We start from the raw sequence: 24,393 nt of genomic DNA, 5'->3' as shown, positions 1-24,393 counted from the left end.
CATGAGCATCCTGATGCTGCTGACGATGGCCGTCGAGCTGGGCGCCGACCGGGTCGCGGTCACGGCGGGCGACGAGCAGCTGACCTACGGCGAGCTCCTCGACCGCTCCCGCGCGCTCGGCGCGCAGCTGCGGGAGCAGGGCGCCGACAACGCTGCGCTGCTCGACCTCAACACGGCCGCGTTCCCGGTCGCGCTCTTCGGTGCTGCTGCCGCGGGTGTCCCGCTGGCGCCCCTGAACTACCGGCTCGCCGACGAGCGGCTGACCGAGGCCGTCGGCCGGCTCAGCCCCGTCGCGGTCTACCAGGGACCGGGGGTCTCGAGCCGCGTCGCCGTCGGTGCGGCGGACGCCCTGCTGCCGACGACCGCCCTGCTCGGCGCCCCGCCCGCCGGCACGGAGCTGCCGGACGACCTCGCTGACCCGGAGTCGCCCGCCGTGCTGCTGTTCACGAGCGGCACCACCGGGACGCCCAAGATCGCGATCCTCCGCCACCGGCACCTCTTCTCCTACGTCACCTCGACGGTGGAGTTCGGCCACGCCGGGCCGGAGGAGGCCATCATGGTCTCGGTGCCGAACTACCACATCGCCGGCATCAGCTCGGTGCTCGGATCCGTCTTCGCCGGGCGGCGCATCGTGCAGCTCCCGAGCTTCAGCCCCGAGGCCTGGGTCGACACCGCGGCCCGCGAGCAGGTCACCCACGCCATGGTGGTGCCGACGATGCTGGCGCGGATCCTCGACGTCCTCGAGGAGCGCGGGGAGACCCTCCCCGCCCTGCGCCACCTGTCGTACGGCGGCGGGCGGATGCCGGTGCCCGTGGTGGAGCGAGCGGTCGGGATGCTGCCGCACGTCGACCTCGTCAACGCCTACGGCCTCACCGAGACCAGCTCGACGGTCACCATCCTCGGCCCGCAGGACCACCGCGACGCCATCGCCAGCAGCGACCCGGTGGTCCGGGCGCGGCTCGGATCGGTCGGCCGGCCCGTCCCCAGCATCGAGCTCGAGATCCGTGACCACGACGGCCGTGTGCTCGGGCCGGGGGAGATCGGCGAGGTCTTCGTCCGCGGCGAGCAGGTCGCCGGGGAGTACACCTCCCACACGGCCGTCGCCGACGACGGTTGGTACGCCACCCGCGACCAGGGGCACGTCGACACCGACGGCTTCCTCTTCCTGCGCGGGCGCGCCGACGACATCATCGTGAGGGGCGGGGAGAACATCTCGCCCGAGGAGGTGGAGGACGTGCTCGTGAGCCACCCGGCCGTCGCCGCCGCAGCCGTCGTCGGGGTCCCCGACGAGGAGTGGGGCGAGCGCGTCGAGGCGGTCATCGTGCTCGAGCGCGGTGCCGCCGACCCGTCCGCCGAACTCACCGGATGGGTGCGTGAACGGCTGCGCTCCACCCGCGTGCCGTCCGCGGTCCACCTGCGCGACGAACTCCCCTTCAACGAGACCGGCAAGCTGCTCCGTCGCGTCGTGCGCGAGGAGCTGTCGCGTGTCGGGGTGCCGTCATGATCGCCACGGAGGCTCCCGAGATCGCCGACGTGCGCGCCGTCGCCGCGGACTTCTTCGCCCGGCACCGGATCTCGCTCGACGACGACGGCTCCCCCCGCTACGAGCGGGACCAGTGGCGTCGGGCCTGCAACGACCTCGGTGTCGCGGCGATCCTCGAGCCCGAGGACGACGGCGGTCTCGAGGGCGGTGCGGCGATGCTCGCCGCAGTCCTGGTCGAGGCCGGCCGATCCCTGAGCCCGCTGCCCCTGATGAGCTCGGCCGTGCTCGCCCAGACCGCGCTGCGGCTGGTCGCCGACCACGGTGCGCGGCTCGAGCTGCTGGAAGGGCTGGTGACGGGGCAGGTGGTCGCGACCCTGGCCCCCTGGGAGGTCTCGCTGAGCGCTGTCACGGCCGCCGAGGAGGAGGGCCGCGGTTGGCTGCTCGACGGCAGCCTGTCGCGGGTGATCGACGGCGGACTCGCCGACCTCACGCTCGTGCTGGCTCCCGTCGTCGACGGTGTGGGTCTCTTCGCCCTCGCCGCTTCCGACGCCCAGTCCTGGCAGGAGCAGCGTGCCGTCGACCTGACCCGGACCTTCGCGCGCGTCGACCTCGAGCGGGCGCCGGCGCGGCTCCTCGGCGTCCGCCCCCGGGAGGTCCTCGAGGACCTCGCCCACTGGCGGGCCCTGGCGCTGGTCAGCGACCAGCTCGGTGGCGCCGAGGCCTGCCTCGACACGACCCTCGACTACCTGCGGACGCGGGTGCAGTTCGGACGCGTGCTGGGCTCCTTCCAGGCGCTCAAGCACCAGTGCGCCGACCTCGCGCTCGTCGTCGACGACATCCGCTCGGCCCTCGCCCACCTGGTGTGGGCACTGGACGAGTCACCCGCCGACGTACCGTCCGCCGCCGCGATCGCCACGGTCGCGGGCTCCGACGGCTTCGTCACGTGCGCCGAGGAGATGGTGCACCTGCACGGGGGCATCGGCTTCACCTGGGAGCACGACGCCCACCGCTACGTGCGCCGGGCGCTCACCGACCGGGGCGCCTTCCACGACGTCCGCGCCGCCCGCGAGGCACTCCTCGTCGCCCGCGGCCTCTGACCACGACGACCCATCCACCACGAGAAGGATCCCGATGACCATCGAAGCCCCATCCACGCTGAGCTACCTCGCGCCCGAGACCACGGGCTACCTCAGCGGCAAGCTCTTCGGCCACGTCGTGGACGGCGCGGTCGTCGAGTCCGTCGACGGACGCACGATGCCGGTGATCGACCCGTCCACCGGTCTCGAGGTGGCAACCGCCGCCCGGGGTGCGCAGGCCGACGTCGACCGGGTGGTCGGCAGCGCGCGCGCCGCCTTCGACGACGGTCGGTGGCGCAACCTGGGCCCGCTCGAGAAGGAGCAGCGGCTCCACCGGTTCTCCCGGTTGATCGACGAGCACCGCACCGTGTTCGGTGACCTCGACGCCGTCGACGCGGGACTGCTGCGGTCCTACACGCGGTTCCTGGAGGACTTCGGCGTCAACGCGACGGCCTACTTCGCCGGCTGGCCCTCGAAGATCCTCGGCACCATCCCGCCCGTGCCGGCCGGGCTCACCGCCCAGCACCGGCGGGTCCCGCGCGGCGTGGTCGCGCTGGTCGTGCCGTGGAACGGACCGACCGCGGTCGTCGCCTTCGCCGCAGCGATCATGGCGGCCGGCAACTCCCTGGTCCTCAAGGCGGCCGAGAACACCCCGATGAGTGCGGTGCTCATGGCCGAGCTCGCTGTCGAGGCCGGCATCCCGCCGGGTGTCTTCAACGTCCTGCAGGGCACCGGCGCCGAGGTCGGCGAGGCCCTGGTGACCCACCCCGGGACGGACTTCGTGATGTTCACCGGGTCCGCCGCGACCGGTCGCGCCATCCAGCGCGCCGCCGCGACCACCCTCACGCCGGTGTCCCTCGAGCTCGGTGGCAAGAGCCCCTTCATCGTCTTCGACGACGTCGACATCGCTGCGACGGCCGCGGCCGCGACGGCCTCCGTCTGGAGCGGCCAGGGGCAGGTCTGCACCGCCGGCTCGCGGGTCCTCGTCCAGCGCTCGATCCACGACGAGTTCGTGGCCTCGATGGTCGAGGCCAGCCGGTCGGTGCGGCTCGGCAACGCCTTCGACCCCGCCTCGACGCTGGGACCGCTGGTGTCCCGGGCGCAGCTGGACCGCGTGGCGTCGTACGTCGAGATCGGCAAGGCCGAGGGCGTCGACGTGGCGCTCGACGGCGGGCTGGCCGGCGATGGTGGCTTCTTCCACGAGCCGGTCATCTTCACCGGCGTCCGCAACGACATGCGGATCGCGCAGGAGGAGATCTTCGGGCCCGTGATGTCCGTGATCCCGTTCGACGACGAGGCCGACGCGCTGCGCATCGGCAACGACGTCGAGTTCGGCCTCGCCGCAGGCGTGTTCACCAACGACCTGCGGCGCAGCCAGCGGATGATCGACGGGCTGGACGTCGGCACGGTGTGGGTGAACACCTACCAGGCGGGCTACCCCACGGTCTCCTACGGCGGCGTCAAGCAGTCCGGCTACGGCCGGACCCTCGGCGAGGAGATGATCCACGAGCTCACCCACGTCAAGTCCGTCTGGATCAGCGCATGAGCGCCCCGTCGCTCGCCGAGCCGTTGCTCGGGAAGGTCGCGCTCGTCACGGGCGCGACCCGTGGCCTCGGGCGCGCCATCGCCCAGGGGCTGGCCGAGGCGGGTGCCAGTGTGGCCGTCTCGAGTCGCAAGGCCGACGCTTGCGAGCAGGTCGCTCGCGAGATCGCCGACAGCACCGGCGCCCGCACCCTCGCCCTCCCGCTCCACGTGGGCCAGTGGGACGCGATCGGCCCGGCCGTCGCCATCATCGAGCAGGAGCTCGGTCCGCTCGGCATCCTCGTCAACAACGCGGGGATCGCGCCGCTCGGTCCCTCGCTGGAGGAGCAGTCGGAGGCACTCTTCGACAAGACGCTCGAGGTCAACCTCAAGGGCCCGTTCCGCCTGATGGCGGTCGCGGGATCGCGGATGGCCGCCCACGGGAGGGGCTCGATCGTCAACATCTCCAGCATCGGCGCGGTCCGCCCGAGCGCGGCGGAGGCGACGTACTCGGCGGCGAAGGCCGGCCTCAACGCCCTGACCCAGGCGTTCGCCCAGGAGTACGCGCCCGCGGTCCGGGTCAACTGCGTCATGCCGGGGGCCTTCGCCACCGACATGGCCGAGGGTTGGGACGAGGAGTTCGTCGGAAAGGTCGTCGGCGGCCTTCCGGCCGATCGCCTGGGGCGTCCCGAGGAGCTGGTCGGGATGGTCGTCCACCTCGCCAGCGACGCGAGCAGCTACACGACGGGTGCGATCATCCCCGTCGACGGCGGCCGCCTCGCGGTCTACTGACGGCGCCGGGAGAGCACGATGACGCAACGGATCGTGGTGATCGACGGCGCGAGGACGCCGATCGGCAGCTTCGGCGGGCAGTTCAAGGACGTGCCGGCCCACGAGCTCGGCGCGACGGCCGTGGCTGCGGCGCTGACGCGCTCGGGCGTCGGCCTCGCCGAGCCCGGCGAGGTGGTGATGGGCTGCATCGGCCAGGTCGGCGCCGACGCCTACAACGCCCGCCGGGTCGCGATCGGTGCGGGGATCCCGGACGCGGTCCCCGCCTTCACCGTCAACCGCCTCTGCGGCAGCGGTCTGCAGGCCGTCTGGTCGGCCGCCCAGGAGATGCGCGCCAACGACCTCGACATCACCGTCGCCGGGGGCGACGAGTCGATGAGCCGCATGCCCTTCTACGACTTCTCGGCCCGGTCGGGGAACCGGCTCGGTGACCGGACCCTGGTGGACGGCACCGTGGCGATGCTGACCGACCCCTTCGGTGGCACGCACATGGGCGTGACCGCGGACGCCGTCGCCAAGAGGTACGTCGTGTCCCGCGAGGAGCAGGACGAGTTCGCCCTCCGCTCGCAGCAGCGGGCCGCCTCGGCCGCCGCCCGCGCGGCCTTCGCGGAGGAGATCACCCCGGTGGCCGTCGCGGGCCGGAGGGGCACGACCGTCGTCGTCGACGACGAGCACCCGCGGCCCGACACGACGCTGGCCGGCCTCGCGTCCCTGAGCCCGGTGTTCTCGTCCGGGGGCACGGTGACTGCCGGCAACGCCTCCGGCATCAACGACGGTGCGGCTGCGGTCGTCCTGGCGACCGAGGACGTGGCCCGCGACCGGGGACACCGCGGTCTGGTCGCGCTCGACGCCGTCGCCACCGCGGCGATGGAGCCGGGGCTGATGGGCTACGCCCCGGTCCTGGCGCTGGAGAAGCTCTTCGACCGCACCGGCCTGACACCGTCGGACATCGACGTCGTCGAGCTCAACGAGGCCTTCGCCTCCCAGGCGGTGGCCTGCGTGCGGGACGCCAAGCTCGACCCTGAACGGGTCAACCCCCTCGGCGGAGCGATCGCCCTCGGCCACCCGGTCGGTGCCACCGGGGCGATCCTGACGCTGCGCGTGGTGAAGCACCTGCGGCGTACCGGCGGCGAGCTGGGGATCGTCACGATGTGCATCGGCGGTGGTCAGGCCCTCGCCGCGTTGTTCCGCCGGCTGGACTGACGTCGTTGCCAGCGGCGGACGACCGATCCTCCAGCGTGGTCGGGGGCACGGCGCCGTACCGCCACACGAACCGACCGGCGATGCTGGTGTGGGGAGTGGCCCTGCTGGCCTACGCCGTCGGCGTCTTCCACCGGTCCTCGCTGGCGGTGGCCGGGCTCGAGGCCGCCGACCGCTTCGACCTCGACGCAGCCCGGCTCTCGTCCTTCGTCGTGCTCCAGCTCCTGGTCTACGCCGTCATCCAGGTCCCCGTGGGGCTGCTGGTCGACCGGTATGGCGCCCGGCAGGTCCTGCTTCTCGGAACGGTCTCGATGAGCCTTGGCCAGGTGGCGTTCGCCATCGCCGACGGCTACGTGACGGCCCTCGTGGCACGCGCCCTGGTCGGTCTGGGCGACGGGGTGGTCTTCGTGTGCGTCCTGCGGCTGATCGTCGCCTGGTTCCCACTGCGCCGGATTCCCTTGATGACCCAGCTGACGGGGCCGGTGGGCCAGGTCGGCGCCCTCCTGGCGGCGGGCCCGGCCGTGTGGGCACTGGACCTCCTCGGTTGGGCGTGGTTCTACCTCGCCTCCGCTGCTTTCGGCGTGGTCGTCATCCTCGCGCTCCTCATTGCCGTCGGCGACGCGCCAGGTCTGCGCTCGAGCCGCGGCGCGTCCCTCTCCTGGGCCGGCGCCCGACGAGGCGTCGCGATCGCGTGGGCGAGGCCGTCGGTGCGGCTGGGCTTCTGGGTGCACTTCACCCATCACTTCAGTGCCTCGATGGTCGGGTTGTTGTGGGGATTCCCGTTCTTCGTCGTGGGCCACGGCACCACGGAGGCGCAGGCCGGCGCCCTGCTCACGGTGATGCTGCTCAGCATTGTCGTCGCGGGACCGATGACGGGCTGGTGGATCGCGCGCCGCCCGCACCTCGCCCTCCAGCACGTGGTGGCCTGCACTGTCGCCGTGGCGACCGGCTGGTCGATCGTGCTGGTCTGGCCCGGTGACGCACCGGTGTGGCTGCTGGCCCTGCTGATGGTCGTGGTGGGCGTGGCCGGACCAGCGGCGCTGATCGGGTTCGAGTTCGGTCGCATCGGGATGCCGGCCGAGCGGCTGGGCATCGCCAACGCGCTGGTCAACCAAGGTGGGTTCATCGCCAGCCTCGGTGCCATCGTCCTCGTGGGGGTCGTGCTCGACGTGACGGCGAAGGGTGGCGCCGCGTCCTACGACCTGGCCATGGCGGTGCAATACCCGCTGTGGCTGCTCGGTCTCCTCCAGATGTTCCGCCACCGGCGTGCCCTGCCCGACCGGGCGCACGCGCGGCCCGCCGAACGGTTGGGACCGAGCACAAGGAGCTGACCATGTCCTACGACGACATCGAGCTGACCGTGGACGAGCGAGGAGTCGCCCGCCTCGTGCTGCAGCGGCCGGCAGTCCGCAACGCGCTGCGCTGGCAGACGTACGACGAGCTCGTCGATGCTCTGCACACCGTCGCCGGCGACCACGCCGTTCGTGCCCTGCTGGTCACCGGAGCGGGAAAGGGGTTCTGCGCGGGTGACGACTTCTCCGACATCTTCGGGTCCGACTCGACCGAGGAGTGGCAGCGCCGCAGGCGCATCGACCGGCTGCGGAACGACGGCCTGAACGCCGTGGTCGAGTCGTTCATGGCCATCGAGGTCCCCACGGTCGCGGCCGTCAACGGAGCAGCGGTCGGGATGGGCCTGGACCTCGCGCTGCTGTGCGACATCAGGATCGCGGCCCAGGGGGCGACCTTCGGCTCCTTCTTCGTCCGACGTGGGATCGTCGGGACGGTGGGCGGGACGTACCTGCTGCCGAGGATCATCGGGCTCTCGGCCGCCATGGAGTTGCTGCTGACGGGCGACCTGGTCGATGCCGGCAGGGCGGCCGACCTCAACCTCGTCTCGAGCGTGGTGCCGGACGGAGACCTGATGGCGCGGGCGGACGACCTGCTGCTGCGGCTGGCGAGCGGTCCGCCGCTGGCCCAGCGCGCCATCAAGCGCATCGTCCGCAAGGGCCTCGAGGTGGACTGGCGGACCCTCGACGAGTACTCCGACGCCCTCACCGATGTCCTCTGGGAGACGGAGGATCATCGCGAGGGAGTGCGGTCTCATCTCGAGGGACGGCCGCCGCGCTTCCGCGGTGTCTGATTCTCGCTCACAAGATGGTGCGGTCCCGGTCCATGGAAAGGCTTTTCTGCGTCCTCGACGGACGCTGCGCGGCAGCATCGCCCGAGACCGAGCTCTTGGATTCTTCTGGCAGCAGTTGCTCATGCGACGGTCCCTAGGTGGGACAGGTCTACCATCACCGGACGTCAGCGCCCTCCGTCTGCGACCGAGAGGACCGACGTGGCCTGCCTTGAACTCTGACCGGCCGGGTCTTGTCGGTCGCGCTTACCCCCGGCGTACCCCCGGGGTGCAATCCGTGCGGTTTCATGCGTTGATTCCACGCCTGCGCAGGCGTGAATCCAGCCCCCTAAGGCTTCGAAAGCCATTCGCAATGAGAAGGTCAGGGGTTCGAATCCCCTCAGCTCCACCCTCAGCTCCACCAGAGGTTGGTTGTTGCAACCCGAGGCATCAAGCGAACCGCCGGGCCCGTGAGGGCCCGGCGGTTCTGCGTTGTCGGCGAGGAGGGCGCGTCAGCGGCTTGCTTCGAGCGCTTCGCTGAAGGGGGTTGGCCGCAAGGCGAGCCTTGGGCGCACTCATGACGCGGCCCCCGGTGCCTCGGCCGCGGCGCCGGAGCGGGCCTTGAACCCGCGCAGGCGCAGGCTGTTGGAGACCACGAACACCGAGGAGAACGCCATGGCGGCACCGGCGAGCATCGGGTTGAGCAGGCCGGCGGCGGCCAGGGGCAATGCGGCGACGTTGTAGGCGAAGGCCCAGAACAGGTTGCCCTTGATCGTGGCCAGGGTGCGGCGGGACAGCCGGATGGCATCGACCGCCACGCGCAGGTCGCCGCGGACGAGGGTGAGGTCGCTGGCCTCGATCGCCACGTCGGTACCGGTGCCCATCGCCAGCCCCAGGTCGGCCTGCGCCAGCGCGGCGGCGTCGTTGACGCCGTCGCCGACCATGGCGACGACCTTTCCCTCGGCTTGGAGCCGCTTGATGACGTCGACCTTGTCGGCGGGGAGTACGTCGGCGATGACGTCGGCCTTGCTGATGCCCACCTCGGCGGCGACCTCCTGGGCGACGATCGCGTTGTCGCCGGTGAGGAGCACGGGTCGCAGGCCGAGTTCGCGCAGCTCGCGGATCGCGGTGGCGGAGGTCGGCTTGATCGCGTCCGCGACGACCACGACGCCGCGTGCCTTGCCGTCCCAGCCGACCGCGACAGCGGTGCCGCCCGTCGACTGGGCGTCCTCCAGCGCCCGCTGCAGCTCGGGGGTCAGGCGCTGGGACCACTCGGCCAGCAGTTGGGGACGGCCCACGAGCACGGCGTGGCTGGCATCCCCGTCGGCGAGGACTCCCTGGATGCCGAGACCTTCGATGTTGGCGAAATCCTCGACCTCGGGGAGGGGGCCCTGCTGGTCCCGGGCTGCGTCGGCGATCGCGCGGGCGATGGGGTGCTCGGAGGCGTTCTCCAGGGCACCGGCGTAGCGCAGGACCACGGCGACGTCCTCGCCGACGGCGGCGATGACGTCGCGCAGGGTCATCTTGCCGGTGGTGACGGTGCCGGTCTTGTCCAGGACGACGGTGTCGACGCTCCTGGTCGACTCCAGGACCTCGGGACCCTTGATCAGGATGCCGAGCTGGGCGCCGCGGCCGGTGCCGACCATGAGCGCGGTCGGCGTGGCCAGCCCGAGGGCGCACGGGCAGGCGATGATCAAGACGGCGACCGCGGCGGTGAAGGCGGCCGCGAGACCGTTGCCGGTGCCGAGCCAGAAGCCGAGGGTGCCCGCGGCGAGGAGGATGACGATCGGGACGAAGATGCCGGAGATCCGGTCGGCCAGTCGCTGGACCTGCGCCTTGCCATTCTGGGCGTCCTCGACCAAACGCGCCATCTGCGCGAGCTGGGTGTCGCCGCCGACCCTCGTCGCGCGGACCACGAGGCGCCCGCCGGCGTTGACGGTGGCACCGATGACGGCGTCGCCCTCGCCGACCTCGACCGGTACGGATTCACCGGTCAGCATCGAGGCGTCCACGGCCGACGTTCCGCGCTCGATGACGCCGTCGGTGGCGATCTTCTCGCCCGGGCGTACGACGAACAGGTCGCCGACCGCGAGCTGCTCGACCGAGATCTTGGTTTCGGTGACGCCGTCGGGTCCGAGGACGGCGACCTCCTTCGCGCCGAGCTCGAGCAGAGCCCGCAGAGCTGCACCGGCGCGGCGCTTGGAGCGCTGCTCGAAGTAGCGGCCCGCGAGGATGAACGTCGTGACACCAGCCGCGGCTTCGAGGTAGATGTTGCCGCTGCCGTCGCTGCGCTGGATGGTGAGCTCGAACGGGTGCGTCATCCCGGGAGTGCCCGCGGTGCCCCAGAACAGGGCGTAGAGCGACCAGCCCAGTGCGGCCAGGGTGCCGAGCGAGATCAGTGTGTCCATCGTCGAGGTGCCGTGACGCAGGTTGGTCCAGGCCGCTGTGTGGAAGGGCCAGGCGCCCCAGGCCACGACGGGTGCCGCGAGCGTCAGGGAGAGCCACTGCCAGTTGGTGAACTGCCACGCGGGGATCATGGCCATGGCGATCACCGGGACGGTGAGAACCGCGGAGACCAGGAGCCGCTGCCGCAGGGTGCGGACCGGGTCGGACTCCTCCGCCTCGCCGTTGCTGGCGTCGGCGCCCGCGGCGTCAGTCCTCGGCGGTCGCGGCAGGGAGGCGCCGTACCCGGCCTGCTCGACGGCTGCGACGAGGGCCTCGGGCGCCACGTCGGGCTCGAAGGTGACCTTCGCCTTCTCCGTGGCGTAGTTGACCGTGGCGCTGACGCCGTCGAGCTTGTTGAGCTTGCGCTCGATCCGGTTGGCGCAGGAGGCGCAGGTCATCCCGGTGATCGCCAGCTCGATCGAACCGGCGGCTGGGGGGCCTGACTGACGCTGCGTTGTCATGGGTGGTCTCCTGGTGGAAGTGGCCGGTCAGTGGCCGGAGTGGCCGCCGTGCTCGGCGGGGGTGCTGGTGTCGGACGAGCCGGCATCGCTCGGGGCGTCGCTCGGGGTGGCAGGTGCGCCGGCGGTCACGGTGAAGGCCGCGGTTCGAACGACCCCGTCGTGCTGGAAGTCCAGGTAGAGGTGGTAGGTCCCGGCGCTGGGGACGGCGGCGTGGAAGACGACGTCGGGCCCGGGCTGCGTGGTGCCGTCGCCGGGTTCCCCGTCGGGGTGGACGTGGAGGTACGCCAGGTCTCCGCCGCGGAGCGCGACGAGATGGCCGTACGCCCCGAGGTAGGGCTGCAGGTCGGTGACCGGCTTGCCTGCCCTGGTGACGCTCACGGTGAGCTTCGCGTCCTTGCCGGCGGCGAGGTCGCCGTCGAGGGTGACCTGGTAGTCGCCGACGGTCGCGGTGCGGTTCTCACCGGTCGGTACGGCGGGCCGGTCGTCGCCTGCGACCGCCAGGTCGGCACCCAGGGTGAGCGCGTCGGCACCGGTGGCCTTGAAGTCGACGAAGATCCGCCACGTGCCCGGGGTGAGGTCGAGGTCGATCGACCAGGCCCCGCTGTCCTCGTCGAGGACGGGGTGGACGTGCTGGAAGCCGGTGAAGTCGCGGCGTACGGCGATCAGGTGGAGGTCCCTCTCGTGCTCGACGTCGTAGGCGGTGACCGGGGCGCCGTCGGGGCCGGTGATCGTGAACGCCACCGGTCGGTCCTGCCCGGCCCGGGTGCGGGTTTCGGCGAGGGTCAGGGTGTAGCCGTTCTGGGAGACCATGAGTCCTCCCGGGATCTCTTGTGCGGTGGGTGTGCCCGGCGCGTCGTCGTGGCCGCCGGCGTGCTCGCCTTCTTCTGCCGCGCGTCGGTCCCCGTCGTGCGCGGTGTCGTGCCCCGCGGCCGGCTCGTCGTCCACAGGGCCGACGACTCGGCCGACGACGAGTGCGAGGCCGAAGATCGCGGCGATCGCGGCCAGGAACCCGCCGAGCTTGACCGGGGCACTCATGCGAGCTGGTAGCCGGCTTCCTCGACGGCGGCCTTCACGGAGGCGTCATCGAGGGGCTCGGTGCTGGTGATGGTCACGGCACCGGTGGGCAGGTCGACCGCGACGTCCTCGACGCCGGGGATCTCCTGGACCTCTTCGGTGACCGAGGCGACGCAGTGGCCGCAGGTCATACCGGTGACGGTGTAGGTGCTGGTCTGGCTCATGGTTGGTTCCTTCCGGATTTCAGGTGGTGGATCGATGGGCGTTCAGGAGCGGACGAGGCGGGCGATGGCGTCGGAGGCTTCCTTGAGCTTGATCTGCTTCTCCTCACCGCCGGCCTTGACGGCGTCGACGACGCAGTGGGCCAGGTGCTCGTCGAGCAGCCCGAGCGCGACGGCCTCGAGGGCCTTCGTCATGGCCGAGATCTGGGTGAGGATGTCGATGCAGTACTGCTCCTCCTCGACCATCCGCTGGAGTCCGCGGGCCTGGCCTTCGATGCGCCGCAGCCTCTTCAGGTAGGCGTCCTTGTTGTTGTTGGCGATGTAGCTGTGCTGGTGCGCCTGGTGTGTCTCGGCCATCGGGCTGTCCTTCGCGGTGAATGTGTCGGTCATCCGATGGTACCCCCCTCCGGTATCTCATGGCGGCGTCTGCCGCTGCGAAATACAGTACCCCCCTAGGGTATATGCGGCGCAACCACGAAGTTCGGCGGGATGTTCCTCGGCTTGCCTCCTCGCTTCCCAGCGCTATACGGTGGGGGGGTATCAACGACGAGAGGCACACCGCGATGAACACTCGCAACGCCATGGCCGCCAGCGCCACCCTGCACTGCCTCACCGGTTGCGCGATCGGCGAGATCCTCGGCCTGATGATCGGAACCGCCCTCGGCCTGAGCACCGGCGCCACGATCGCGCTCGCCGTCGGCCTGGCCTTCCTGTTCGGCTATGCCCTGTCCACGCTGCCGCTGATCAAGGCCGGCCTCGGCTTCGGCGCCGCGCTCAGCGTCGTCTTCGCCGCCGACACCCTGTCGATCGCCGTCATGGAGCTCGTCGACAACGTGGTCATGGCCCTCATCCCCGGAGCCATGGACTCCGGCCTGGTCAACCCGATCTTCTGGGTCGGCATGATGATCGCACTTTCGGTGGCCTTCCTCGCCGCCTTCCCGGTCAACCGTTACCTCATCGACAAGGGCAAGGGTCACGCCCTCACCCACCAGTACCACCACGGCGCCGCGCACGAGAGTCACGCGAAGGCCGGGCCGCACGCTGGCGACCACTCGCCGGGCAGCCCGGATGACCACGCCCATCAACACTGATCTGGAGCACGTCGATGAACACGAACACTCTCGCTGCCGCCGTGATCGGCTTCCTCCTCGGCGGACTCACCGTCTCGATCGCTGCCGAGCTCGAGAACGACGAGGATCGCGCCCCCAGCCACGGATCCAGCAACCACCAGTCCCTACGGGACTGACCACAGGGCCATGACGACAACCTCGCAATCGGCGTCGGTGTCCTGGTCGCGATGACCCTGTTCGCGCTACAGCGCGACGACGTCCGAGCGCGGGTCGATCAGGATCTTCGCGTGCCGCTCGGGGTCGCCGAGGGCGGTGAAGGCGTCCGCGACGCCGTCCAGGCCGACGACGCCCGTCATCAGGGGGGTGGGGTCGACCTTGCCGTCGGCCATCAGGTGCAGCGCCTCGCGGAACTCGGTGGGCGTGTAGCCGAGCACGAAGCGGAGATCGATCTCCTTGTTGATGGCGATCGCGGGGCGGATCGAGTCGGCTCCCATGCAGACGCCGACGACCACCACGCGTGAGGCGATCGGGGCGCTGGCAATCACCTGGTCGATCACGCCGGGCACGCCGACGCACTCGAAGATCACCGGGCCGCTCGGAAGGGCGCCGAGCTTCTCGGCGGTCTCCATGACGGTCCACCACGGCACCAGCGGGAGGGCGCGCAGCTTGGACATGGAGTCGATGGCGAGGTCGAAGAGCCCGGCCGCCGTGATGAACTTCCCGCGCTCGTCGGCCGCGGCGTACGGCGAGTCGGTGGCCGGGTCGACCACGACGTCGGCGCCGCACTGTGCAGCGAGCGCGCGGCGTCCTGCCGAGAAGTCGCTGGCGATGACCGTGCGCACTCCCGAGGCCTTCAGCAGGGAGATCACGGCGAGACCGATCGGGCCGCAGCCGATCACCACCGCGATCTGTCCCTTCTTGACCTGGCCGCGCCGCACGGCGTGCAGCCCGACGGCCATCGGCTCGGTGAGCGCGGCCTTGTCCGACGGCAGGCCGTTGGGCACCGGCATCGCCAAGGCAGCCTGGACGACGACCTGCTCGGCGTAGCCGCCCGGTGCGTGCGGGGAGAGCCCGGTGGTGTGCACGGCGCCGCCGGTGCGCAGGATCGGCATCGCGACGACCCGGGTGCCGGCCTTGATCTCCTTGCTGGTCCGAGGGCCGTGGTCGACGACCTCGCCGCAGAACTCGTGGCCGAAGACGATCGTGTCGGAGGTGCGCATGAAGCCGTCGTACCCGCTCGCCGCGGCCGCCTCGGCCATCTCCTCGGCGTGCACGCGCGCGTGCAGGTCGGAGCCACAGATGCCGCAGTGGTGCACGTCGAGCAGCAGGTGCCCGCGCCCCGGCTCCGGGGTCGGGACGTCGGTGACCTGCAGGTGGGTGTCGTGGCAGACGACGGCCTTCATGGCTCTCCTCGGGGTTCGGTCCGGTGGGCCTGGACGTGCGGCGCCCCCAGGCGTCAGTGTCGCCGTCCGGGTCCTGCCGTGCAGCCTCCCATGGGAGCGCCAGCCATGGCCGCCCCGCAGGCGAGCCGTCAGACGAGCCGTCAGACGAGCGTGGCGATCAGGGCCTCCACCCTGGTCCGGATCTCGTCGCGGATCGGGCGCACTGCCTCGATGCCCTGGCCCGCTGGGTCGTCGAGGGCCCAGTCCTCGTAGCGCTTGCCGGGGAAGTAGGGGCACTCGTCTCCGCAGCCCATCGTGATCACCACGTCGGAGGCCTGCACGGACTCGGTGGTGAGGATCTTGGGCTGGTTGGCGGCGATGTCGATGCCGACCTCCGCCATCGCTGCGACGGCCACCGGGTTGATCTCGTGGCCGGGCTTCGAGCCGGCGGACAGGACCTGGACGCGATCTCCGCCGAGGTGCTCGAGGAAGCCGGCGGCCATCTGGGAGCGGCCCGCGTTGTGCACGCAGACGAACAGGACGGTGGGCTTGCCGGCGTCGTCGGGGACGTGGGTGGTCATGGTGATGCTCCTGTGGAATGAGTGGTCAGATGCCGAGCTCGCGGAGCAGATTGCTCACACGCGCCTGGAGGTCTTCGCGGATGCTGCGGACTTGCTCGAGCGAGGCGCCGGCGGGGTCGGCGACGGTCCAGTCCTCGTAGCGTTTGCCGGGGTAGACCGGGCAGGCGTCGCCGCAGCCCATCGTGATGATGACGTCGGCGGCGCGCACGACGTTGTCGGTCAGGGGCTTGGGGTAGGCCTCGGTGAGCTCGATGCCGCGTTCGGCGAGCACCTCGATGACCTGAGGGTTGATCTGGTCGGCCGGGTCCGACCCGGCCGTTCGGACGTGGACACGACCGCCGGAGAGGGATTCGGCGAGGGCGGCGGCCATCTGGGAGCGGCCGGCGTTGTGGACGCAGACGAACAACAGCTCGGGGACGCCTTTCGCCAGCCGGCCCTCAGCCTGGGCCGCTGCGCGGAGCTGTTCCTCGGCGAACCTCTGCGTGAGGACCGGCAGGAACTCGGTGATCCGCGCCGAGGGTTCGAGATCCTGGCGGGCGGCGGCAACCGCGGCCTCGATGGACTCGCGGCTGAAGACGCCGTCGTACTGGTAGGCCAGATCGTCCACGATCATGGCGTAGCGGGGCTCGAGGGTGTCGTCGGTGATCACGGGCGGGCTCCTTCGGAACCGGGCGCGGCCGCGACGGGACCAGGGGCCGCGGCAGTCGGGATGTGCAGGGAGGAGGACGGGTAGAGCAGCTTCACGACGCCGAGCGCGACGAGGCCGCCGAGCAGCTGCATGAGGACGAACATCGCCACCGAGGAAGGCGCGATGCCGGCGAAGGTGTCGGAGAACATCCGAGCCACGGTGACCGCGGGGTTCGCGAAGCTGGTCGACGCCGTGAACCAGTACGCCGCCGTGATGTAGCCGCCTACCGCGTAGGCGATCGTGTCGGTCCGGCCCGAGCGGACCGAGCCGAAGACGACCAGCACCAGGCCGAGGGTGGCGACCACCTCGCTGAGCCACAGTGCCCCGCCGCTGCGCTCGGTCGCTGCGACCGAGACGGCGTCCAGGTCGAACATCAGGTTCGCGACCACCGCTCCGAGGACGCCACCGGAGACCTGGCCCGCGACGAGGCCCGCTGCCTCCTTCCAGCCCACGAGCCCGAGCGCGACCTCCACCGCGGTGACCACGGGGTTGAAGGCCGCCGACACCGGCTGCAGGGCCAGGATTAGTGCGACCAGGACGGCCCCCGTGACCAGGCTGTTCTGCAGCAACTGCAGGCCCACGTCGTCGGGGGAGAGGCGGCTGGCGGCGATGCCCGAGCCGATGACGGCCGCCACGAGGAACGCCGTCCCGACGAACTCGGCCGCGACCCGTCGCACCGCGGGCGAGGCGCTCATCGCACGCCACCCCCCAGCAGCGAGGCAAGGTCGCCCAGGGCGTCGTCGTTGACCCGGTAGTAGACCCACACACCCCGCTTGGCGCGGTCCAGGAGACCCACCTCGTGCAGCACCTTGAGGTGATGGCTGATCGTCGGCTGGGTGAGGTCGAAGGCGTCGTTGAGGTCGCAGACACAGGCCTCGCCGTCCTGGTGGGAGGCAACGAGCGACATCAGGCGCAGGCGCACCGGATCGGCCAGCGCCTTCAGCAGGGGGGCGATCCGCGCTGCGGACGCTGCCGACAGGGGCTCGGCGGTCAGGGGCGAGCAGCACGCGACGGCTTCGGTCGCGCTGACGCTCACGGCAGACTTCGACATGTGTCTATCTTGACGCAGGTCGATGTCTGTCAGGGCGTCGGCTCGGCGAACGGACGGTGAACTCATGACACGACGGGTCTGGCGGCTCGGTGCCGGTCGTGTCGTCCAGCCGGGAGCACGACGATCCCGGCCAGGGCGATGGCAGTGAGGAGGCCGAAGGCCAGCGCATGACTCCCCGACGCCTCGGCCACCGCGGTCCCCGCCCAGGGCGCCGCCGCCCCGGCCACCAGGAGCGCGGCCGAGACGATGCCGTTGAGGCTGGCGTACGACGCGGTGCCCCACCGGTCGGTCACGGCGGTCGCCTGCACCAGGGTGTAGACCCCGCGGGCGGCCCCCGCAGCGAACGACAGCCCGAAGAGCGCCACCGCCGGCCCGTTCACCACCGCCAGCGATCCCGTGGTGACCGCCACGGCTGCGAAGACCAGCCGGGTCCGGGCGGTCACGCCCGAGGCGGCCTCGATGCGGGCGTAGGCCAGCCGGCCGCACACCTGTCCCACCCCGCCCACGCCGAGGGCGAGCGCGGCCGCCTGCGTCGACAGGCCGCGCTCGACGAGCAGCGGCACGAGGAGGAACACCGCGGCCCACAGGCTGAAGCCGACCAGCCCGAGCGCGGCCACGACCCGGAGGAAGGCGGGTGTGCGCCAGGTGGGTGGGACCGCTCCGGTCGCCTCCCGGGTCGTGGTCGCAGCGCCGTCGACGGGCACGACGACCGTGGACGCGCGCCAGGGGTGGTGCAGCGTCGCCCACAGCACGGGAGCGGTGAGGGCCAGGATCGACGCCATGACGAGGTAGGTGCCCCGCCACCCCATCGGCGTCACGAGGAACGCGGCCATCGGGGCGAAGACCGTCGAGGCCAGGCCGGCGACCAGGGTCAGCGCCGTCAGCGCACGCACCCGACGCTCCCCACCCCACTCGGTGAGCGCGGCGAAGGCGGGCGGGTAGAGCACCGCGGACATCGCCGATCCGGCGACCGCCCACGCGACGGCGAACCCCCACAGTGTCGGCGCTGTCGCGACCCCGACGAGCCCGGCTGCCCCGACCAGCGCGCCGCCGGCCATGACCGCCCGGGGGCCCCGCGCCTCGATCCGACGGCCCACGACGACGCTGCCCGCGGCGGCGAACAGCTGCGCGAGGGTGAACGACGCCACCACGAGGCTGAGGGACCAGTCCTGCTCCCGGGCGATCGTGGGTGCGAGGACCGGGAGCGTGTAGAACAGCGTCCCCCACGAGACCACCTGGGTGCCGCAGAGGACCACCACGACCCGGCGCAGTGCGTCCGGGGCCAGGCCCGCCTCCGCGGGACGGGTCTCAGCCACAGCCGCCGGCGGATCGGGTGCCGAGGGTGATCAGCTCCGGGGAAGCCGGTGTCGGCCCGCAGCATCCCCCGGCGTCGTCGGCCGGCAGACCGTCGTACAGCCCGGAGCCGCCGCACACGCCGGTCTCGGGCAGGACGAGCTCGACCCGGGCAGCCGCCGCGTGGTCCCCGGCGATCGCCGCGACGATGCTGCGGACCTGCTCGAAACCGGTGAGTGCCAGGAAGGACGTCGCCCGGCCGTAGGACTTCATGCCGGCCAGGTAGAGCCCGGACTCGGGCTGGGTGAGCTCGGCGGCGCCGTGCGGGTAGACCGTGCCGCAGGAGTGGACGTTCGGATCGATCAGGGGGGCCAGCTGGCGCGGGGCGGAGAGGACCGGGTCGAGGTCGAGCCGCACTTCCGAGAGCCAGGTCAGGTCCGGCCGGAAGCCCGTCACGACGACGATCTCGTCGATGCCGTCGACGTGGCGACCGTCGAGGGCGACGAGCCGCAGCGTCCCGTTCGCGCCCGGATCGGGCTCGAGACCGACGGTCCGGAACCCGGTGAGCGTCTGGACGGTGCCGGACTCCACCGCTCGCCGGGCGCGCGTGCCGAGGGCGCCGCGCGCCTCGAGCTGGTCGGCGTCTCCGCCGCCGAAGGCGGTCGCCGTCTCCCCGCGCCGGACCAGCCAGGTGACCCGGGTACCCGGCTCTGCCCGTGCCAGGTCGGCCAGGCCGACGAGGGTGTTCTGCGCCGACGCGCCCGTGCCGGCGACGGCGACGTGGCGACCGGCGTACCGCTGCCGGGTCGCGGGATCGGCGAGGTCTGGGATGCCGTAGGTGATCCGGTCGCCGTGGGCCAGCTCCCCGAGCGCGGGCAGCCCCTCGGCCCCGAGCGGGTTCGGGTCGCCCCACGTGCCCGAGGCGTCGATCACGGCGCGGGCCTCGATGACCAGCGGGCCGTCCGGTCCCTCGACGTGGACTGAGAAGTCGGCCTCGTCGCGACCGGAGTCGACGAGTCGGTCCCGACCGCGTCGGGCGACGCCGGTGACGCGGTGGCCGAGGCGCACCTCGATCGCGCCCGTGGCGACCAGCGAGCGCGTCAGCGGCTCGAGGTAGCGCTCCGCCCATTCCGCACCGGTGGGATAGTCGGTGGCCTCCGGGCGGACCCAGCCGTCGGCGAGGAGGAGGTCGGCCGCGGCCGGGTCGACCAGCTCGGCCCACGGGGAGAACAGCCGGACGTGGCCCCAGGCGCGGACGGCGGCGCCGACCGACGCGCCCGCCTCGAGCACGATGGCGGGCAGGCCGCGGACGTGGGCGTGGGCCGCGGCGGCGAGGCCGATCGGCCCGGCCCCCACGATCACGACGGGGGACGGGGCACTGGTGCTGCTCATCGGGACTCCTTGAAGACATAGACGTTGGTCGATGAAAGGAGAGTATCGACATCCATCGATGAAGGCAACCATCGATGTCAATCGATGTAAACTGGCCGGCATGAGCGCCCGTACGTCGCTGCCACTGATCGACGCACCGCCGGCCACGCCCGCCGTCGCGGCCGGCACGCTCGACGCGGCGTCGGCGACGACCTATGCCGAGTGGTTCGCCACCCTCGCCGACCCGACCCGCGTGCGCCTGCTCCACGCCGTGGCCAGCGCGGCCTCCGGGGTGCGGGTCGGCGACCTCGCGACCACGCTCGGCATCAGCCAGGCGACCTGCTCCCACCACGTGCGCAGGCTCGCCGACGTCGGCTTCGTCGCGGTCGACAAGGTCGGCACCGCATCGGTCGTCACCGTCAACCCGGCCTGCTGCACCGGCCTGCCGCACGCTGCGGACGTCGTGATGGGCACGCTCGCCGCCGCTCCGTGCTGCCCCGACGACCTGCCCGTCGACGTCACCACCCGCGCGATGAGCGACGAGGACCTCGCGGTCGTCCGCGACATCTATGCCGAGGGGATCGCCACCCGCAACGCCACCTTCGAGACGGAGGTGCCGTCGCTCGCCGAGCTCGCGGCCCGCTGGCTGCCCGGCCACCGCTGGGTCGCCGAGCGTGCCGGTCGCGTCGTCGGCTGGACGGCGACCAGCCCCGTCTCGTCCCGCGCCTGTTACGCCGGAGTGGGCGAGACGAGCGTCTACGTCGCCGAGGCGTCTCGGGGGGCTGGCGTGGGCAAGAGCCTGCTCTTCCGCCAGGTCGTCGAGGCCGATGCCGGGGGGCTGTGGACGCTGCAGACCTCGATCTTCCCCGAGAATCGCGCCTCGATCGCCTTGCACCACTCCGCCGGCTACCGCACCTTGGCGGTGCGCTCCCGCATTGCCAGGCTCGACGGGGTCTGGCGTGACACGGTGCTGCTCGAGCGACGCCGGGGCGACGAGAGCTGAGACGACGCGCCGCTAGCGTGGCACCAGTGGCCGGCCCCACCGGCCCGAGCCGGAGGTCTGCCATGAGCATTGCCCAGCACGTCGCCCGTCTCGTCCTCGGCGTCACCATGACGGGTGCCGGGATCACGCACCTGACAGTGGCGCGAGACGAGTTCCAGGCCCAGGTGCCCGACTGGTTCCCGGTTGACAAGGATGTCGTGGTGCTGGCGTCCGGCGTCGTCGAGATCGGCCTGGGCGCAGCGTTCGTCGCGCTTCCGAAGCAGCGGCGCACGATCGGCTTGCTGCTGGCCGCGTTCTTCGTCGCGATCTTCCCCGGCAACATCGCGCAGTACGTCGAGGGCAACTCCGCCTTCGGTCTCGACACCGACCAGAAGCGACTGGTCCGGCTGTTCTTCCAGCCGGTGCTGGTCCTGTGGGCGCTGTTCGGCGGAGGCCTCGTCCCGCGACGCAAGGGCGAGTCGGACTGACCCGCCGTCGGGGACAGGCTCAGTCCGGCAGCTCCGGCGCCCACGCGACGCCGTTGATGTGCGCGCCGCCGTCGACGAAGAGCGTGTTGCCGGTGAGGTAGCGGGCGTCATCGCTGGCCAGGAAGACCGCGACCGGCGCGATGTCGGTGAGCGGGTCGCCGAGCCGGCCCATCGGGTTGGCGGCCTCCGCGCTGGCGGCGATCGCCGGGTTGGCCGACGCGATCCGGCGGAACGCGGCGCTCTTGGCGCCGGGGCAGATCGCGTTGACCACCACGCCGGTGGGCGCCCACTCGCGGGCCGCCGTACGGGTCAGGGCGCGCAGCGCCTCCTTGGCGCTGTTGTATTCCAGCGTCCCCACATGTGCGTTGACGCCGTTGAGGCTGCACATGTTGATGACGCGACCCCAGCCGCGCGACTTCATGCCGGGGAAGGCGGCGCGCATCGCCCAGTAGGGGCCGTAGTAGCCCATCGCGAAGCCGCGCTCGAGGGCCTCGTCGCTCTTGTGCTCGACGCGGCTGATCGTGCCGGCGCCCCACGCGTTGTTGACCAGGACGTCGACCGCGCCGAGCTCCCGCTCCGCCGTCGCGACCATGGCCTCGACCTGGCCCCGGTCGGTGACGTCGACAGGGACGAACAGACCGCCGACCTCGTCAGCGACTGCCCGGCCGCGGGCCTCGTCGATCTCGGCGACGAGCACCCGGGCTCCCTCCGCGGCGAAGGCGCGGACGATCCCCGCGCCGATGCCGTCGCCGCCGCCGGTGACGACGGCGACGCGCCCCTCCAGTCGGCCGCTCACTGCGGCGGCACCCGGCCCGCCAGCAGGTCGCGGGCCCCCTGGCTGCCGTCCAGGCCGCGGGTGGTGCGGCGTGTCGTCTGCCAGCCGTCCGGCGTACGGACGAGCTCGAAGAGGTTGGCGCCGATCCGCGCCACCACCGGGTGTCCCTTGTGCTGGACCAGCAGCACCGACTCGCAGACCGCGACCGCGGTGTCGCCGTCGGCGCCGATGGTGACGTGGGCGGGCCCGAGGAAGTGGGAGGAGCCGTTGCCGATCAGGCCCTGGTGCGCCTCGGAGCGGACCATCGCGGCGACCTCGGCGCGGCTCGCCATGTGCCAGCCCTCGACGTCATAGCTGCCGTCCTCGGTCCACAGCGCCGCGACCCTCTCGGCGTCGCCGGCATCGACCAGCGGACCGTAGGACGCCACCAGCTGGCTGATCGCGCTCACGTCCTCGAGGTGCCGGAGGCGGGCCTCCAGTGCGGCGATGCGGGTGTCGGTGCTGGCGGGGTCGTCGGTGGTCATGCGCTCTCCTCGATCCGGTCGCGGAGGACCGCGAGGGCCTCCAGCTGCTCGACGTAGTGGTCCGCCGAGTCGGCGGCGACGTGGCTGGTGATCACCGTCGCGCCGGCGGCACGGGTGCGGGTCAGTGCCCGGGTCGTGCGCTCCGAATCGCCCGTCGGGTCGAGCGGGCGCCCCGAGCCGAGGACCACCTCGAAGCCGTCCGGCAGCTCGGTGGCGTCGAGCATCGCGCGGAGCTGGTCGTGCCCGAGGCCGAACGGCACCCAGCCGGTGCCGAGGGTGACGGCACGGCGCAGGCTCCGCGGCGTGGAGCCGCCGATCCAGAACGGCACGCGGTCCTGCACGGCATGGGGCTCGACGACCAGGTCGGCGAAGCTGAAGTGCGGTCCGTCGTACGACGGCAGGCGCTGGCCGAGCGCGGCGCGCAGGGCTGCGAGCGCGTCGTCGGCCACGGCGCCACGGTCCGCCCAGCTTGCCCCGAGCAGGTCGAACTCCTCCTCGAGCGAGCCCACGCCGAGGCCGAGGACCAGCCGTCCGCCGCTGATCCGGTCGAGGGTGCCGTAGCGCTTCGCGATGGCGAGGGGGTGGTGGTAGCCGAGCACGAGGACCTGCGTCGCGAGGCGGATCTGCTTGGTGTGGGCGGCGAGGTGGCTGAGGGTGGCGAGCGGGTCCCAGTAGGTGCCGCCGCGTTGCTCGGCGACGGCGGCCGGCACCGCCACGTGCTCGGAGCAGGTGAGGTGGTCGAAGCCGAGCCGGTCAGCCGCGGCCGCGACGGCCACCAGCTCGTCGATCCCGGCGGTGCGCTCCCAGGGGGAGTGGAAGCCGGGCAGGGCCGTGACGACGGGGCTGGTGAGGCCGATCCGCATGGCGTCTCCTGTGCACGAGAGGGGCTGATGCCCCATCCAAGCGCGCCTCGGGAGCTCGGTGATGGGCGTCGTCCCGGTCATCGGGGCGACCCCTCGACGGTAGGTAGAATTCATTTCAGAAATGGCTTGGCAGCGCCCGGGTCCGGTGTTACCGTCGTCACTAGAATTCATTTCAGTTCTGGAATCTCCAACCCGTGGGAGGAACGATGTCGGTCCTGGCGATGGCGCCGTCCGAGCAGACGCAGGCGGCCCTGCCGCCGTCGATGGTCGAGCGGATGACCCTCATCCTCGATCTCTTCGCCGGCGACACGGAGCAGGGCACCGACCCCCGCGACGTGTGGCTGCCGCTCGACCGGATCGCCCGCGGCACCGGCCTGCCCCGCTCGACCTCGCACCGCATCCTCGAGCAGCTCGTGCGACTGCAGTGGCTCGACCACTCGCCGGCCGGCTACGGCCTCGGTCGCCGCGCCCACCAGCTCGGTGGCGGCGCCGCCCACCACGACGACCTGCGCGCCGCCGCCTCGCCGCACCTCCACGAGCTGCTGCTGCGCACCGGCGCCGTCATCCACCTCGGCGTCCTGGAGGGCGCCCAGGTCCGCTACCTCGACAAGCTCGGCGGCCGCTTCGCCGTCAACGTCCCCTCCCGCGTCGGCGGCACCGCCCCCGCGCACTGCACCGCGCTCGGCAAGGCGATGCTCGCCTGGCTGCCCGCCGAGGACGTCGACGAGCTCGTCGGGCGCGAGCTCGCCCCGCGCACGCCCTCGTCGGTCAGCCAGCTCCCCGCCCTGCACCAGCAGCTCACCCGGATCCGCGGCCGCCACGGCCTCGCCCTCGAGCACGGCGAGTACGTCCCGGAGATCTCCTGCGTCGCCGCCGCCGTCCGCAGCCCCCGCGGCCCCGTCGGCGCACTGTCCGTCGTCGCCGCGACCGGTACGACGCTCGAGCGGGTCGGCCCGCTCGTCCTCGACGCCGCCCGCCGGATCGCCGCCGACCTGTAGG

26 protein-coding genes are annotated in these 24,393 nt (G+C 72.0%); 12 read left to right on the top strand and 14 right to left on the bottom strand.

Going from position 1 to position 24,393, the window contains the following annotated elements:
- The first annotated feature begins 1 nt into the window (after position 1).
- The 7 genes from E9934_RS08930 (at position 2) to E9934_RS08900 (ending at position 8,209) form a co-directional block, all read left to right on the top strand.
- Positions 2-1,504, top strand: coding sequence for a class I adenylate-forming enzyme family protein (locus E9934_RS08930; RefSeq protein WP_136562524.1), 1,503 nt, complete (start codon positions 2-4; stop codon positions 1,502-1,504).
- Positions 1,501-2,580 carry an acyl-CoA dehydrogenase family protein gene (locus tag E9934_RS08925; protein ID WP_136562523.1) on the top strand — a complete coding sequence of 360 codons (1,080 nt, stop codon included), beginning with the start codon at positions 1,501-1,503 and terminating at the stop codon, positions 2,578-2,580. The genes E9934_RS08930 and E9934_RS08925 overlap by 4 nt, the downstream gene beginning before the upstream one ends.
- Before the next feature lie 34 nt (positions 2,581-2,614).
- Positions 2,615-4,105 (top strand): aldehyde dehydrogenase family protein, encoded by a 1,491-nt coding sequence (locus E9934_RS08920; protein WP_136562522.1) that lies wholly within the window; start codon positions 2,615-2,617, stop codon positions 4,103-4,105.
- A complete protein-coding gene (locus E9934_RS08915; RefSeq protein ID WP_136562521.1) occupies positions 4,102-4,872 on the top strand; it encodes an SDR family NAD(P)-dependent oxidoreductase in 771 nt (256 codons plus the stop codon). Before E9934_RS08920 ends, E9934_RS08915 begins: the two co-directional genes overlap by 4 nt.
- Before the next feature lie 18 nt (positions 4,873-4,890).
- Positions 4,891-6,072, top strand: a complete 1,182-nt coding sequence (locus E9934_RS08910) for a thiolase family protein (RefSeq protein ID WP_136562520.1) — start codon at positions 4,891-4,893, stop codon at positions 6,070-6,072.
- 80 nt (positions 6,073-6,152) lie between these two features.
- Positions 6,153-7,400 (top strand): MFS transporter, encoded by a 1,248-nt coding sequence (locus tag E9934_RS08905; protein ID WP_136562519.1) that lies wholly within the window; start codon positions 6,153-6,155, stop codon positions 7,398-7,400.
- A gap of 2 nt (positions 7,401-7,402) precedes the next feature.
- Positions 7,403-8,209: an enoyl-CoA hydratase/isomerase family protein gene (locus E9934_RS08900; RefSeq protein ID WP_136562518.1), complete on the top strand. Its 807-nt coding sequence runs from the start codon at positions 7,403-7,405 to the stop codon at positions 8,207-8,209.
- Between the two features lie 551 nt (positions 8,210-8,760).
- Here the strand turns inward: E9934_RS08900 and E9934_RS08895 are convergent.
- The 4 genes from E9934_RS08895 to E9934_RS08880 are packed head-to-tail and all read right to left on the bottom strand — an operon-like array spanning position 8,761 to position 12,683.
- Positions 8,761-11,091, bottom strand: a complete 2,331-nt coding sequence (locus E9934_RS08895; protein ID WP_136562517.1) for a heavy metal translocating P-type ATPase — start codon at positions 11,089-11,091, stop codon at positions 8,761-8,763.
- Between the two features lie 27 nt (positions 11,092-11,118).
- Positions 11,119-12,126 (bottom strand): hypothetical protein, encoded by a 1,008-nt coding sequence (locus E9934_RS08890; protein ID WP_136562516.1) that lies wholly within the window; start codon positions 12,124-12,126, stop codon positions 11,119-11,121.
- Positions 12,123-12,329: a heavy-metal-associated domain-containing protein gene (locus tag E9934_RS08885; RefSeq protein ID WP_136562515.1), complete on the bottom strand. Its 207-nt coding sequence runs from the start codon at positions 12,327-12,329 to the stop codon at positions 12,123-12,125. The genes E9934_RS08890 and E9934_RS08885 overlap by 4 nt, the downstream gene beginning before the upstream one ends.
- 42 nt (positions 12,330-12,371) lie before the next feature.
- The gene (locus E9934_RS08880; protein WP_193556888.1) at positions 12,372-12,683 is read right to left on the bottom strand and encodes a metal-sensitive transcriptional regulator; all 312 of its coding nucleotides are present in this window, start codon (positions 12,681-12,683) and stop codon (positions 12,372-12,374) included.
- A gap of 206 nt (positions 12,684-12,889) precedes the next feature.
- Between E9934_RS08880 and E9934_RS08875 the strand changes: the two genes are divergently transcribed.
- Together E9934_RS08875 and E9934_RS19580 are read left to right on the top strand one after the other, a co-directional pair.
- A complete protein-coding gene (locus tag E9934_RS08875; RefSeq protein ID WP_238694852.1) occupies positions 12,890-13,417 on the top strand; it encodes a DUF4396 domain-containing protein in 528 nt (175 codons plus the stop codon).
- 14 nt (positions 13,418-13,431) lie between these two features.
- Positions 13,432-13,572 (top strand): hypothetical protein, encoded by a 141-nt coding sequence (locus tag E9934_RS19580; protein WP_158294968.1) that lies wholly within the window; start codon positions 13,432-13,434, stop codon positions 13,570-13,572.
- A 66-nt stretch (positions 13,573-13,638) separates the two neighbouring features.
- Here E9934_RS19580 and E9934_RS08870 read toward each other — a convergent pair whose 3' ends face one another.
- The 7 genes from E9934_RS08870 to E9934_RS08840 form a co-directional block, all read right to left on the bottom strand.
- Positions 13,639-14,799, bottom strand: coding sequence for a zinc-binding dehydrogenase (locus E9934_RS08870; protein WP_136562513.1), 1,161 nt, complete (start codon positions 14,797-14,799; stop codon positions 13,639-13,641).
- Positions 14,800-14,939: 140 nt separating this feature from the next.
- Complete coding sequence (locus E9934_RS08865) at positions 14,940-15,359, bottom strand: arsenate reductase ArsC (protein WP_136562512.1); 420 nt, start codon at positions 15,357-15,359, stop codon at positions 14,940-14,942.
- 25 nt (positions 15,360-15,384) lie between these two features.
- Entirely contained in the window at positions 15,385-16,008 is a 624-nt protein-coding gene (locus tag E9934_RS20240; RefSeq protein WP_238694851.1) for an arsenate reductase ArsC, read from the bottom strand.
- Complete coding sequence (locus E9934_RS08855) at positions 16,005-16,742, bottom strand: aquaporin (protein ID WP_136562511.1); 738 nt, start codon at positions 16,740-16,742, stop codon at positions 16,005-16,007. Before E9934_RS08855 ends, E9934_RS20240 begins: the two co-directional genes overlap by 4 nt.
- The gene (locus E9934_RS08850; RefSeq protein WP_136562510.1) at positions 16,739-17,098 is read right to left on the bottom strand and encodes an ArsR/SmtB family transcription factor; all 360 of its coding nucleotides are present in this window, start codon (positions 17,096-17,098) and stop codon (positions 16,739-16,741) included. The genes E9934_RS08855 and E9934_RS08850 overlap by 4 nt, the downstream gene beginning before the upstream one ends.
- Positions 17,099-17,160: 62 nt before the next feature.
- A complete protein-coding gene (locus E9934_RS08845; RefSeq protein WP_136562509.1) occupies positions 17,161-18,414 on the bottom strand; it encodes an MFS transporter in 1,254 nt (417 codons plus the stop codon).
- Complete coding sequence (locus tag E9934_RS08840; RefSeq protein ID WP_202977247.1) at positions 18,407-19,783, bottom strand: NAD(P)-binding domain-containing protein; 1,377 nt, start codon at positions 19,781-19,783, stop codon at positions 18,407-18,409. The genes E9934_RS08845 and E9934_RS08840 overlap by 8 nt, the downstream gene beginning before the upstream one ends.
- Before the next feature lie 100 nt (positions 19,784-19,883).
- On the opposite strand from E9934_RS08840, the gene E9934_RS08835 reads away from it, so the two are divergent.
- Together E9934_RS08835 and E9934_RS08830 are read left to right on the top strand one after the other, a co-directional pair.
- Positions 19,884-20,765 (top strand): helix-turn-helix domain-containing GNAT family N-acetyltransferase, encoded by an 882-nt coding sequence (locus tag E9934_RS08835; protein ID WP_136562507.1) that lies wholly within the window; start codon positions 19,884-19,886, stop codon positions 20,763-20,765.
- Between the two features lie 62 nt (positions 20,766-20,827).
- Positions 20,828-21,232, top strand: coding sequence for a DoxX family protein (locus E9934_RS08830; protein ID WP_136562506.1), 405 nt, complete (start codon positions 20,828-20,830; stop codon positions 21,230-21,232).
- Between the two features lie 19 nt (positions 21,233-21,251).
- Here the strand turns inward: E9934_RS08830 and E9934_RS08825 are convergent, their stop codons facing one another.
- The 3 genes from E9934_RS08825 to E9934_RS08815 are packed head-to-tail and all read right to left on the bottom strand — an operon-like array spanning position 21,252 to position 23,394.
- The gene (locus E9934_RS08825) at positions 21,252-22,028 is read right to left on the bottom strand and encodes an SDR family NAD(P)-dependent oxidoreductase (protein WP_136562505.1); all 777 of its coding nucleotides are present in this window, start codon (positions 22,026-22,028) and stop codon (positions 21,252-21,254) included.
- Positions 22,025-22,531 (bottom strand): nuclear transport factor 2 family protein, encoded by a 507-nt coding sequence (locus E9934_RS08820; protein WP_136562504.1) that lies wholly within the window; start codon positions 22,529-22,531, stop codon positions 22,025-22,027. The genes E9934_RS08825 and E9934_RS08820 overlap by 4 nt, the downstream gene beginning before the upstream one ends.
- Positions 22,528-23,394: a TIGR03619 family F420-dependent LLM class oxidoreductase gene (locus tag E9934_RS08815; protein WP_136562503.1), complete on the bottom strand. Its 867-nt coding sequence runs from the start codon at positions 23,392-23,394 to the stop codon at positions 22,528-22,530. The genes E9934_RS08820 and E9934_RS08815 overlap by 4 nt, the downstream gene beginning before the upstream one ends.
- A gap of 194 nt (positions 23,395-23,588) precedes the next feature.
- Between E9934_RS08815 and E9934_RS08810 the strand changes: the two genes are divergently transcribed.
- On the top strand, positions 23,589-24,392 hold the full coding sequence (locus E9934_RS08810) for an IclR family transcriptional regulator (protein ID WP_202977246.1): 804 nt from the start codon (positions 23,589-23,591) through the stop codon (positions 24,390-24,392).
- The last annotated feature ends 1 nt before the right edge of the window (position 24,393 follow it).

It is taken from the genome of Nocardioides caeni (genome assembly GCF_004912195.1).
GTDB lineage: Bacteria > Actinomycetota > Actinomycetes > Propionibacteriales > Nocardioidaceae > Nocardioides > Nocardioides caeni.
Note: the sequence above shows the minus strand (reverse complement) of the source record. Positions and strands in the feature narration are given on the sequence as shown.

Coding starts and splice junctions, on each gene's coding strand:
- E9934_RS08930 (WP_136562524.1), top strand. CDS start 2: ATGAGCATCCTGATGCTGCTGACGATGGCCGTCGAGCTGGGCGCCGAC.
- E9934_RS08925 (WP_136562523.1), top strand. CDS start 1,501: ATGATCGCCACGGAGGCTCCCGAGATCGCCGACGTGCGCGCCGTCGCC.
- E9934_RS08920 (WP_136562522.1), top strand. CDS start 2,615: ATGACCATCGAAGCCCCATCCACGCTGAGCTACCTCGCGCCCGAGACC.
- E9934_RS08915 (WP_136562521.1), top strand. CDS start 4,102: ATGAGCGCCCCGTCGCTCGCCGAGCCGTTGCTCGGGAAGGTCGCGCTC.
- E9934_RS08910 (WP_136562520.1), top strand. CDS start 4,891: ATGACGCAACGGATCGTGGTGATCGACGGCGCGAGGACGCCGATCGGC.
- E9934_RS08905 (WP_136562519.1), top strand. CDS start 6,153: ATGCTGGTGTGGGGAGTGGCCCTGCTGGCCTACGCCGTCGGCGTCTTC.
- E9934_RS08900 (WP_136562518.1), top strand. CDS start 7,403: ATGTCCTACGACGACATCGAGCTGACCGTGGACGAGCGAGGAGTCGCC.
- E9934_RS08895 (WP_136562517.1), bottom strand. CDS start 11,091: ATGACAACGCAGCGTCAGTCAGGCCCCCCAGCCGCCGGTTCGATCGAG.
- E9934_RS08890 (WP_136562516.1), bottom strand. CDS start 12,126: ATGAGTGCCCCGGTCAAGCTCGGCGGGTTCCTGGCCGCGATCGCCGCG.
- E9934_RS08885 (WP_136562515.1), bottom strand. CDS start 12,329: ATGAGCCAGACCAGCACCTACACCGTCACCGGTATGACCTGCGGCCAC.
- E9934_RS08880 (WP_193556888.1), bottom strand. CDS start 12,683: ATGGCCGAGACACACCAGGCGCACCAGCACAGCTACATCGCCAACAAC.
- E9934_RS08875 (WP_238694852.1), top strand. CDS start 12,890: ATGAACACTCGCAACGCCATGGCCGCCAGCGCCACCCTGCACTGCCTC.
- E9934_RS19580 (WP_158294968.1), top strand. CDS start 13,432: ATGAACACGAACACTCTCGCTGCCGCCGTGATCGGCTTCCTCCTCGGC.
- E9934_RS08870 (WP_136562513.1), bottom strand. CDS start 14,799: ATGAAGGCCGTCGTCTGCCACGACACCCACCTGCAGGTCACCGACGTC.
- E9934_RS08865 (WP_136562512.1), bottom strand. CDS start 15,359: ATGACCACCCACGTCCCCGACGACGCCGGCAAGCCCACCGTCCTGTTC.
- E9934_RS08855 (WP_136562511.1), bottom strand. CDS start 16,742: ATGAGCGCCTCGCCCGCGGTGCGACGGGTCGCGGCCGAGTTCGTCGGG.
- E9934_RS08850 (WP_136562510.1), bottom strand. CDS start 17,098: ATGTCGAAGTCTGCCGTGAGCGTCAGCGCGACCGAAGCCGTCGCGTGC.
- E9934_RS08840 (WP_202977247.1), bottom strand. CDS start 19,783: ATGAGCAGCACCAGTGCCCCGTCCCCCGTCGTGATCGTGGGGGCCGGG.
- E9934_RS08835 (WP_136562507.1), top strand. CDS start 19,884: ATGAGCGCCCGTACGTCGCTGCCACTGATCGACGCACCGCCGGCCACG.
- E9934_RS08830 (WP_136562506.1), top strand. CDS start 20,828: ATGAGCATTGCCCAGCACGTCGCCCGTCTCGTCCTCGGCGTCACCATG.
- E9934_RS08820 (WP_136562504.1), bottom strand. CDS start 22,531: ATGACCACCGACGACCCCGCCAGCACCGACACCCGCATCGCCGCACTG.
- E9934_RS08815 (WP_136562503.1), bottom strand. CDS start 23,394: ATGCGGATCGGCCTCACCAGCCCCGTCGTCACGGCCCTGCCCGGCTTC.